Annotated in this window: 11 protein-coding genes; 8 read left to right on the top strand and 3 right to left on the bottom strand. The window is 69.1% G+C overall.

What is annotated here, in order from left to right; genetic code table 11:
• Positions 1-42: 42 nt before the first annotated feature.
• Positions 43-576, top strand: coding sequence for a TspO/MBR family protein (locus FGL94_RS07170; RefSeq protein WP_144922709.1), 534 nt, complete (start codon positions 43-45; stop codon positions 574-576).
• 8 nt (positions 577-584) lie between these two features.
• Here FGL94_RS07170 and FGL94_RS07165 read toward each other — a convergent pair whose 3' ends face one another.
• Entirely contained in the window at positions 585-1,193 is a 609-nt protein-coding gene (locus FGL94_RS07165; protein WP_144922706.1) for a GNAT family N-acetyltransferase, read from the bottom strand.
• Positions 1,194-1,276: 83 nt separating this feature from the next.
• On the opposite strand from FGL94_RS07165, the gene FGL94_RS07160 reads away from it, so the two are divergent.
• Both FGL94_RS07160 and FGL94_RS07155 read left to right on the top strand, forming a co-directional pair.
• Entirely contained in the window at positions 1,277-1,852 is a 576-nt protein-coding gene (locus FGL94_RS07160) for a class I SAM-dependent methyltransferase (protein ID WP_144922703.1), read from the top strand.
• Between the two features lie 150 nt (positions 1,853-2,002).
• Positions 2,003-3,010, top strand: coding sequence for a sulfurtransferase (locus FGL94_RS07155; RefSeq protein WP_186313356.1), 1,008 nt, complete (start codon positions 2,003-2,005; stop codon positions 3,008-3,010).
• 616 nt (positions 3,011-3,626) lie between these two features.
• Here the strand turns inward: FGL94_RS07155 and FGL94_RS07150 are convergent.
• Positions 3,627-5,060, bottom strand: coding sequence for an ATP-binding protein (locus FGL94_RS07150; protein ID WP_144922700.1), 1,434 nt, complete (start codon positions 5,058-5,060; stop codon positions 3,627-3,629).
• 173 nt (positions 5,061-5,233) lie between these two features.
• Here FGL94_RS07150 and FGL94_RS07145 point away from each other — a divergent pair, with 173 nt between their 5' ends.
• The 3 genes from FGL94_RS07145 (at position 5,234) to FGL94_RS07135 (ending at position 7,253) form a co-directional block, all read left to right on the top strand.
• Entirely contained in the window at positions 5,234-5,830 is a 597-nt protein-coding gene (locus FGL94_RS07145) for an NUDIX hydrolase (protein WP_144922697.1), read from the top strand.
• 94 nt (positions 5,831-5,924) lie between these two features.
• Positions 5,925-6,680 (top strand): DUF2064 domain-containing protein, encoded by a 756-nt coding sequence (locus FGL94_RS07140; protein ID WP_144922694.1) that lies wholly within the window; start codon positions 5,925-5,927, stop codon positions 6,678-6,680.
• 102 nt (positions 6,681-6,782) lie between these two features.
• Positions 6,783-7,253, top strand: a complete 471-nt coding sequence (locus FGL94_RS07135; RefSeq protein ID WP_144922692.1) for a DUF5812 family protein — start codon at positions 6,783-6,785, stop codon at positions 7,251-7,253.
• Between the two features lie 19 nt (positions 7,254-7,272).
• Here FGL94_RS07135 and FGL94_RS07130 read toward each other — a convergent pair whose 3' ends face one another.
• Positions 7,273-7,620 carry a hypothetical protein gene (locus FGL94_RS07130; RefSeq protein WP_144922689.1) on the bottom strand — a complete coding sequence of 116 codons (348 nt, stop codon included), beginning with the start codon at positions 7,618-7,620 and terminating at the stop codon, positions 7,273-7,275.
• Positions 7,621-7,767: 147 nt separating this feature from the next.
• Between FGL94_RS07130 and secF the strand changes: the two genes are divergently transcribed.
• Both secF and FGL94_RS07120 read left to right on the top strand, forming a co-directional pair.
• The gene (gene secF, locus FGL94_RS07125) at positions 7,768-8,649 is read left to right on the top strand and encodes a protein translocase subunit SecF (RefSeq protein ID WP_144922686.1); all 882 of its coding nucleotides are present in this window, start codon (positions 7,768-7,770) and stop codon (positions 8,647-8,649) included.
• Complete coding sequence (locus FGL94_RS07120; RefSeq protein WP_144922683.1) at positions 8,649-10,238, top strand: preprotein translocase subunit SecD; 1,590 nt, start codon at positions 8,649-8,651, stop codon at positions 10,236-10,238. Before secF ends, FGL94_RS07120 begins: the two co-directional genes overlap by 1 nt.
• Positions 10,239-10,273 lie beyond the last annotated feature (35 nt).

Here is a 10,273-nt window from a genome sequence, read left to right as displayed (position 1 = left end):
GCGGTGGTCGGTTTAAACCGTTCGGGCGCGTATCGTGCGGTCATGTCCACCTCCGCCGCCGCTCGCCTCCCCGACCGCCGCGACGCCCTGCTCGTCGTCGCCGCCGCGGTCGCGGTCAACCTGATCGGCGCGGTCGGTGTCCCCTTCACCGCCACCGAAAGCGCGTGGTTCGCCGCGCTCGACCTGCCCGCCTACTACCCGCCGGGCTGGGCGTTCGGCGTCGCCTGGCCGATCCTGTACGCGCTGATCGGCGCCGCGGCCGCGCTCGTCTACCTCGGCGGGCGCGAGGGGGAGAAGCCTACCGGCGGATCGACGCGGCTCGCCCGCGACGCCCGGATCGCGCTCGGGCTGTTCGCCGTCCAGCTCGTCGTCAACGTCGCGTGGTCGCCCGTCTTCTGGGGACTCGAACGCGCCGACCTCGGGCTCGTCGTCCTCGGGCTCCTGCTTCCGCTCGTCGTCGCGACGACGGTCGCGTTCGACCGGGTCGACCGGCGGGCCGCCCTCCTGCTCGTCCCGTACCTCGCGTGGGTCTGTTTCGCGACGGCGCTCAACTACGGGATCTGGGCGCTGAACTGACAGATCGGCTACTTCCCGCGCTCCCCGAGCCGCGCCGCGATGAACTCCCGCTCCACCGGGTCGAGGTCGCGGTCGGCGTCGCGGAAGGCTCGCAGGCCCGCGCGGTATCGCTCGTCCCCGATATCGCTCCCCGCGACCGGCTCGTCCGCCGGGCGCGCAAGTTCCAGCTCGGCGATCCCGGTCTTCTCGCCCGTGTACGCGAAGCCGCACTTATAAAGAGCCGCGTAGGCGAACGGGTTGTTGACCGCGATCTTCGCCCGGTCGTACCCGTCGGCCGCGAGCCGCGAGACCGTCCGCTCGATCAGCCGCGGCCCGAGCCCCTCGCCGCGGCGCGCCACGTGGACGGTGACGTACCGGAGCCGGCAGCAACTGGGTTCGGTCCGATCCGGCGAGAAGGAGACCGCCGCGACCACGTCGCCGTCGAACTCGCTCGCGTCGACGGTCGACGGGAGGGGCTCGTCCGGCTCCCACTCCGGAACCGCCGGCGAGCCGTCGGGGGTCCGCAACGCCGACTTGCCCGGCGCGCCGACGACGAACTTGCCCGCGTAGGCGAACGCCCGGTAGTCGAGCCGCAGCGTCGCCCCCGATCCCGGGCCGCCGAGGAACGCGTACTCCATGGCGACCGGTACGGCTCGCCCGGATAAATGAACGGGGGCTCGTCGAGACCCGCCTTTAAATACTGGCGCCGCCGATCGCCGCCATGTACGGCCTCGGCGACGTTCGCTTCTTCGACCGGATCGCCCCGCTGTACGACCGCGTCATGCCTCCGGCCGACGGCGAGGCGCTGGCCGCGGGACTCGCCCACGCGACCCGTCCGATCGATCGACTGCTCGACGTCGGCGGGGGCTCCGGGCGCGCCGCGGCCGCGCTGACCGGTCCCGATATCACCGTCGTCGACGCCTCGCTCGGGATGTTAGCGCGCGCTCGGGAGCACCGCGGGCTCTCGGGCGTCGCCGGGGACGCGGGGCGGCTCCCGTTCCGCGACGGGTCGGTCGACGCCGCGACGATCGTCGACGCGTTCCACCACTTGCCGGACCAGACGGCCGCGATCGAGGAGGCGGCGCGCGTGCTCGCCCCGGGCGGCGCGCTCGTGATCCGGGAGTTCGACCCGACGCACCCGCTCGGCCGAGCCCTCGTCGCGAGCGAGCACGCGATCGGCATGGAGTCGCGGTTCCGGGCGCCGGACGACCTCGCCGCCGCGTTCGCCGACGCCGGGCTCGACCCGCGGGTCGTCGACCGCGGGTTCGGCTACACGGTCGCCGGCGTGCGGGAGTGAGAGTCGGTTGAGGGTTCCGGCGTCGGTGAGGGGTCCGGCGTCGCAAGGCTGGCCGGTGACGGGGACGCCGCCGCGGCCCTCGTCGGAGCCGACGGTAACACGGGCCTCCACTAACAGGGTTATCGTGGTCCCGCCGCAACTCGCGATCGAATGGACGACAGATCCACGCGGACCTCCAGGCGATCGGTGTTGGCTTCGGCAGGCGCGGCGCTCGCGGCGACGGCCGGCTGTCTCGGCTCGACCGACGGCGACGGCGAAGAGCCGGCGGCGTACACGACGCCCGCGGCCGCCGAGTTCGACGGCGTCGTCGACAGCCAGTGGCTCGAATCGAACCTCGGCGACGTGCACCTGCTCGACGCCCGCGACGAGGAGGCGTTCGGCGAGAGCCGGATCCCCGGCGCGTACCACTTCCCGGACTCCGAGATGCTGGACACCTACGCCGAGGAGACCGAGGACGGGTTCGAGGTCTCGCCCGAGGCGATCGCGTGGACGCTCTCGGAGGCGGGGATCGAACGCGGCGACGACGTGGTGGTGTACGGCGCGGAGGCGAACCTCTGGGAGACGTACGCGGTCTACACGCTCAACGCGCTCGGCCACGAGGGGCGGGTCAGCCTGCTCGACGGCGGATTCTCCGTCTGGGACGCCGCGGGCGGCGAGACCGTCTCGGAGGCGCCCGAGGCCCAAGAAGGCGAGTACGAGGCCGAGGTCGACACCGGCGTGGTGGCGACGCGTGAGTTCCTCGCCGACAACGTCGACGAGGAGGGCGCCGCGGTCCCGATCCTCGACATGCGCTCGCCCGCGGAGTATCGGGGCGTCGACGAGCGCGGCGACCTCGACCGGTTCGGCCACGTCACCGGCGCGACCAACCTCAACTTCGTCCAGAGCATCGACAGCGAGGCCGGGCGGCTCCGGACGCCCGAAGAGCTGGAGACGCTGTGGATCGACGACGCCGGCCTCTCGCCGGACGAGACGGCGGTCGCCTACTGTCAGACCGCGATCCGCGCGTCAGTCGGCTGGTTCGTCCTCGATCAGCTCGGCTTCGAGGACGTGCGCAACTACGAGGGGAGCTGGGCCGACTGGGGCACCCTCTCGGAGGAGAACGGCTACTACTACACCACCGGCGAGGACAGCGGGACGATCATCGACACGTTCGCGTAAGTCGGTCTGTCGGGGGCGTTTGAGCCCGGTTCTTTAGGTGGAAGTGGACTGAAACAGCCGGGCGGAAGAAGACTGCTTCTTGATCGAGTGCGAGAGTACGTATATCGAGTTGTCTCGGTGGTTGTTTATAAGTAAACGAGTGGTGTTGCCGTCGGCTGTTTATAAGCGGGCGACGACGCTGCGGTGACGACTTCCAAAGCCCCAGCCGCTGAGAACGGCGCACGCTCGCTGTGCTCCTCAGTCGCTCGTTTCACTCGCTCCTTGCGGTGCTTACGTCGCCTGTGCCGTTCTCAGCGGCTGCCCCTTTGAATCCCACCCGCCCCGCACAGCACGGCAGCCTCACGCCTCCCCAGCCTCGTCGCTGGCGGCTGGCGCCGCCAGCGACTCCCTCGCGCGGTGCTGCTCGGCCGCGAAGCGGCCTCGCAGGCACGCGCCACCGCAGGGTCCTTTATAAGCGATCGTCGCAGCCGTTCATCATTATTTAAATATTGTATTACTGCTGACAAGCTGCAACACCCACTCTCGCTATCGATCACTGCTGCGTCTGTACTGACCGCAACCGGATCGACTGACTCACCCGCGAATCTCCACGCAAAAAGGCTCGCTCAGCCGCGCGTCAGTCGTGCGAGTGGCTGTGAGCGCCGTGGTCGTGCGCGGCGCCGTCGCCCTCGTCGTCGTGCGCGGCGCCGTCGCCCTCGTCGTCGTGCGTGTGGTCCTGCTCGCCCGAGTCCGTCTCGCCGAGCACCTCCGCGCCCTCGCCGTCGATCATGTCCATGTTCTTGAGGTTATCCCGCTCCTCGAAGTCCTCGACGGCCTCCATCACGTCCTCCTGCGTGATCGTCATCCGGTCCTCCGTGAGCGCGCCGAGGACCGCTTCACGCAGCACCATCCGGAGGTCCGAGCCCGTAAGCCCGCTCGTCCGATCGGCGACCTCGTCGGGGTCGAAGTCGGCGATCTGCATCTCGCGGGTGACGACGCGGAGGATGTCCGCGCGCATGTCGCGGTCGGGCTTGGGGAAGTTGACGATCTCGTCGAAGCGGCGCCACGCGGCCGCGTCGAGCTGGTCCGGGTGGTTGGTCGCGCCGATGAGGAGCACCTCGTCGCGCACGAGCGACACCTCGTCGATCGACTTGAGGAGGGTGTTGACCGCGCGCTTCAGGGCGGCGTGCTCGTCGGAGCGGCGGGTCTTCGCCACCGAGTCGAACTCGTCGATGAAGAGGATACACGGCGAGAGCCGCTTGGCGACCTCGAACGTCTTCTCGACGTTCTTGGCCGTCTCGCCGAGGTACTGGCTCGTGATCATCGACATCTTCACCTCGACGAGTGGAATGCCGAGCTCGTGGGCGAGCGCCCGCGAGACGGTGGTCTTCCCGGTCCCCGGCGGCCCGACGAACAGGAGCTTCCCGATCTCGCGGAGCCCGATGCTCGCGAGATACTCGCGGTGTTCGATCGCCTTCACGATCTTCTGTATCTCGCCCTCCTGGTCGCCGGTGAGCACGAGGTCCGCGAGCGTCGTCTCGATCTCCTCGGGGGCCTGCACGTTGACGAGATCGAGCATCTCGCCGTCCTCGTCCTCGTCGAAGTACTCCTCCAGCAGGGCGTCGATCCAGACGCGGTCGGCCTGAATCGGCCGGACGCCGTCGCGCGCCGCCTCGTGGGTCACGGGCGCGTCGAGGTCCTCGGCGAGCTCGAGCGCGGCGACGATCGTCGGATTCTGGGCGATCCGCTCGTCGTCGGCGTGGTCGCGGTACCACTCCAGCGCCATCTCGGGCTGGGTCAACGATATTTCGCCGGAGAACTCCGTCCGTTGCGTGAAGAGCAGGTCGGAGACGGCGTCCCACGGGTGGTCGATGCCCGTCGCGGTGCGGGTCGTCTCGCTCGTCGCCTTGAGCGGCCGCTCGACGCCGCCCGGTGCGTCGTCGACGGCGTCGTCAGACCAGAACACCTGCCGGAAGCGCGGCGGCAGGTCGTTCTCGTCGAGGTCGCGGTTCTCGGTGTAGAGGTGCGTCGTCAACACGAACTCGACGACGTCGAGCGCCGGGTCACTCATCCGCGCGACGTAGCCGCGGGAGGCGGTTAAGCGCGTCGGACCGCGGCCGCGAACGGCGGCGGCGAAGGGGAGCGAGGCGCCGATCCGCCGGCCGATCCGCCGACGGATACGCCGATCTGAATCGCGGACGCCGTATCGAACGCTTATTAGCCCTGGTGGCCGACCTACTTCGCATGAGCTCCGAGGACGCGGCCGCGGCCGGCGATTCAGCCGGTCAGGCCGGCACCGACACGGACCACGAGAACGCGCTCCAAGACGTGATCGCCGTCGACCCCGAGGACGTGGAGCGGGGGACGGTGAATCGGCTCGACGCCCACACCGGCGACGGGATCCGCCACCGGGCGTTCACCTGCCTCGTGTACGACGCCGACGGCCGGATCCTGCTGGCCCAGCGCGCGCCCACCAAGCGGCTCTGGAACGCCCACTGGGACGGGACGGTCGCCTCTCACCCCGTCGAGGGACAGTCGCAGGAGGACGCGACCGAACAGCGTTTAGAGGAGGAGCTGGGGATCACCCCGGACCAGTACGACGACCTCCGAGTGACGGACAAGTTCGAGTACAAGCGCTACTACCCTAACGAGGGCGTCGAGTGGGAGGTCTGCTCGGTGCTGAAGGTGACCCTCGACGACACCTCGCTCGATCCGGACGACGACGAGATCGGCGGGATGCTGTGGGTCGACTACGAGCACCTCCACGAGAACCCGGAGCTGTACCGGCAGCTCCGCCTGTGTCCGTGGTTCGAGATCGCGATGCGGCGCGACTTCTCCTGAACGGCTCCCGATCGGTGGATCGGTTGACCGCGCCTCCTCTTCGTCCGCGACCGAAACGGCGACTTGAAGTCGCGCGGGCGACTCGGTTCGAGACATGACCGTCGTCGCCGTCCTTGCGAAGCCGCCCCGAGAGGGGCTCGTCGCGACCGGGATCGCGGAGTCGACGCCGCTGTCGACCGCCGAGGCCGCCGACCTGTACGAGGCGCTGTTCCGCGACGCCGTCCTCGCGGTCGACCGCTCCGGCGGCGAACTCCTCGTGAACTACCCCGTCGACGACGACCTCCCCGACGAGCACCGCACCGACACCTCGCCCGAGGCCGAACTGCGGACGCTCGTCGCCGACACCCTCGGCGGTACCGAGGAGGTCCGGTTCGAGCGGCAGGTGGGGTCGTCGTTCGGCTCGCGCGCCGGCAACACCGTCACCCACCTGCTCCGGGAGGAGAACGCCGACTCCGTCGCGGTCGTCACCCCGCAGGCGCCGCTGCTCTCGCGGACCGTGATCGACTCGGCCGCGATGAAGCTCCGGACCAACGAGGTCGTCCTCGGCCCCTCCACTCGCGGGCGCACCTACTACGCCGGCTTCACCGCGCCCATCGACTTCGACGGCGCGTTCGAGGACCCGAGCCTCCCCGCGCTCGCGGCGCGCGGCGCCGACGCCGACCTCGACGTGGAGTTCCTGGAGTCGTCCCCCTCGATGGTCGACGGCGACGACCTGCTCGACGCCGTCCCCCTGCTCCGCGCCCGGTTCGCCGCCGAGCGCGTCGTTCCCGACTACACCGCCGCGTTCGTTCACGAACACGGGCTGGACGTGGTCATCGAGGACGGAGACGCGCGGGTCGTCCGGGACTGACGCGCCGGTACCCGTTTCGGGGCGGCGCTCGAACCCGACGGACCGAAACCGCGAGCAGCGCGGCTCGAAACCCCGAAAAGGCTCGGCCGCCTACGACCGGTAATGACCGACGAGAAGGAGAGCACGTTCCTCGTCACGCACGTCGAGAGCGACTCCGCGGTGCTGAAAGACGTCCGCGACGGGCAGGTACACACGCTGAGCTCGAACCCCGGGCTCGCGGTCGACGACGCCGTGGAGGCGACCGTCGCCCCCGACCCGCCGATGGAGGTCACGTATCGGGTCGTCGAGGTCGCCGACCGGCGGTCCCTCTCGATCGAGGAGAGCGAGGAGCCCCCGACCGTCCACGAGCGCGAGCTCGCGGCCGAGACGGAGACCGGCGAACTCGCTCGCGAGGAGCGCGCGGGCGTCGGCGAGGTTCACGTGTTGACGCCGCCGGAAGCGGACACCGCGGACGCGGTCGCGGACGTCATCGACGACCGCGAGACGACGCTGTCGCGGGCGGCCCGACTCGGCGTGAACCGCGTCGAGGTCCGGTCGGAGCCGGGCGTGGTCAGCGTACGGTACATGCCGTAGGTCCGGGACGGAGTCCGGGTCACTCCCGGTCGCCGGTCGCACACGACGGCCCGGCCGCGCTCTGAACGCGCCAGCCGCCGTCGACGTCGCCGGACCGCGTCTCGTAGTCGATCGCCGTCGCGTCGGTCACGGTCGCCGCGTCGACCGGGTCGCCGTCGACCTCGATCCGTTCGACGCGGAACGGCACGTCGAGGCTGTCGCCGCAACAGCCGACGTCGACGAACTCCTCGCGCGTGTCCCCGACGGCGATACCGTCGAGAACCCGAGTGAAGTAGCCCCGATAGCGATCCGTCTCGACCTGATCGCGTCCCCAGTCGCTGAGTCCCTCAGGATACGAGAGGACGACGCGAGTGGCGGTCGGTTCCATGCGTCGCGGTACGGCGTCCGTCGGCTAAGCTATTGGGGCGCGACCTGTCGCCTCGCGGCCGGCCGCAGGCGAGTGCGGGCTGCCCGGTGGAACGCGCTCGCGGGTGAGTAAGAAGGCTTATTCGCGCCCGCGCAGGAAGCGGTATTTATGGTAGCGATCGAGGTACCGGAGGTCAATTACACCGAGTACTCGAACCGGCAGCTCGTGGCGATCCCGCTCGCGGTCCTCGTTCTCGCGCTCGCGATCATCGGCGGGTGGTACCTCGTCACGGGGGCGCCGGCGAATCTCGGGTTGGAGTTCACGGGCGGCGTGGAGCTCCGGATCGCCGACGACGGCGGCAACGTAGAACAGCAGATCGAGACCGCGTTTGATCGGCAGCCCGACTCGATCCGATCGATCCCCGCGGACGACGTGTACGTGGTGACGTTCCGGGCGGCCGACGAGGACCCGGAAGGCTTGGCCAACGACCTGTCCGCGCAGGCCGAGGAGGCCGGGCTGTCCACGAACGCGATCGATCAGGTGTCACCCAGCTTCGCGGCCGACACGGCTCGGACCGCGATATTCGGCGTCGTGCTCGCCTTCCTCGGGATGAGTGTCCTTGTCTTTGCGCTGTTCCGGACGTTCGTCCCGTCGCTCGCGGTCGTCGCGTCGGCGTTCTCCGACCTGGTGGTCCCCGTCGCGGTGATGAACCTTCTCGGGATCCAGATGACGCTCGGGACGATCGCGGCGCTCCTGATGATCATCGGCTACAGCGTCGACTCCGACATCCTGTTGAACAACTCCGTGTTGCGCCGAACCGGCGACTTCTACGAGTCGGTGAGCCGCGCGATGCGGACCGGTGTCACGATGACGCTCACGTCGATGGCGGCGATGATCGTCATGGCGATCGTCGCTGCGCTGTTCGGGGTCGACCTCCTTCGAAACATCGGTATCATCCTCTCCGTCGGGCTCTGTGCCGACCTGATGAACACGTACCTGCTGAACGTCTCGCTCCTTCGCTGGTACAAGTTCGAGGGGGTGAAACAGTAATGCTCGAACCCATCAAGAACAACTGGCGGATCCTGCTTCTGGTCGTCGTCGTGATCGGCGCGACGGTGGCGCTTTTCGCGCCGCAGTTCGGTCCCCAGACTGCCCCCGGCGAGAGCGTTTCCGAGGCCCAACAGGGCGTCACGAACCTCCAGTACGGGCTGGACTTGGCGGGCGGGACCCGAGTCCGGGCCCCGCTCGTCGGCTACACCGCCACCGAGGTCGACTTCGACGGCGATCAGCCGGACGACGTCGCTCGCGCAATCGCGGGCGAGCTTGAGAACGCCTCGGCGAGCGATATCACTGCGGTGCCCGCGGAGAACGCGGTCGACGTCACGGAGCCGTCGGTCACCGAATCGCAGTTCCGGGCGGCAATGGACGCCTCGGGATACGCCTACGATGACATTCGCTCCGGCGTAACTCAGGAGACTCGCGACGTCGCACAGGAGATCATCCAGGACAAAATCGATCAGACCGGGCTCTCCGGCGGGACAGTCCAGCAGGTCCAGTCGCTCACCGGCGAGTACTTCATCCTCGTCGAGGTGCCCGGAGAGAACCGAAGCAGCGTGACCAGCCTGCTCGAAGAACGCGGGACCGTCCAGATCGACATCGCGTACCCGACCGACAACGGGACCGCTGTCGAAGAGGAGGTGCTGACGCAGGACGACTTCGCGGAGCTCGGTTCCGCGGCCCAGAGCGATCGGGGAACCGGAGCGTACGTACCGGTGACGGTTCGGAACACCGCGCCGGAGGGGCAGCAGTCGCCCGCCCACAGCTTCCAACAGGCGGTCGCGGACCGCGGGTTCGACTCGGCGTACAACTCCAACCGAGATCGGTGTGACTACAGCGAGAACCCGGACGACGTGAGCAAGCCGTGCCTCCTGCTCACCGTCGACGGCGAGGTCGTCAACTCCTTCGGGATGGACCCGGAACTCGCGGACAGCATGGCGAGCGGCTCGTGGGCCACCGACGGCGGATTCCGGCTCACGACGAGCGAGTTCAGCGAGGCCGAGCGGATCGCCATCAACCTGCGTGCCGGCGCGCTCCCGGCCGACCTCGACATCAGCGGACAGGGTACCTCGCGGTCCATCTCGGCGTCACAGGGAGAGAACTACAAGAACTACTCGCTGGTGACCGGAATCCTCGCGGTGTTCGCGGTCGCCGGTATGGTGTTCCTGCGCTACCGCGAGCCCGCGGTGGCGCTGCCGATGATCGTCACGGCGCTCGCGGAGGTGTACGCGCTGCTCGGTATCGCCGCGCTGTTGAGCTATCCGATCGAGTTGGCCGTGATCGCCGGGTTCATCGCCGTCGTCGGGACGGGGGTCGACGACCTCGTGATCATCGCCGACGAGGTGATGAGCGAGGGCGAAGTGAACTCCCGAAAGGTGTTCGACTCCCGGTTCCGCCGCGCGTTCTGGGTGATCGGCGCGGCCGCGGCGACCACGATCATCGCGATGTCGCCGCTGATGGTGCTGTCGCTCGGCGACCTGTCCGGGTTCGCGATCTTCACCATCCTCGGCGTCCTGATCGGCGTCCTGATCACCCGCCCCGCGTACGGCGACATCCTGCGCCGCCTGCTGACGGTCCGGTGAGGCGACGCGGGAGAAACGCCGCGCCGTTCGGTTCG

It is taken from the genome of Halorubrum salsamenti (genome assembly GCF_007671685.1).
Classification (GTDB): Archaea; Halobacteriota; Halobacteria; order Halobacteriales; family Haloferacaceae; genus Halorubrum; species Halorubrum salsamenti.
Note: the sequence above shows the minus strand (reverse complement) of the source record. Positions and strands in the feature narration are given on the sequence as shown.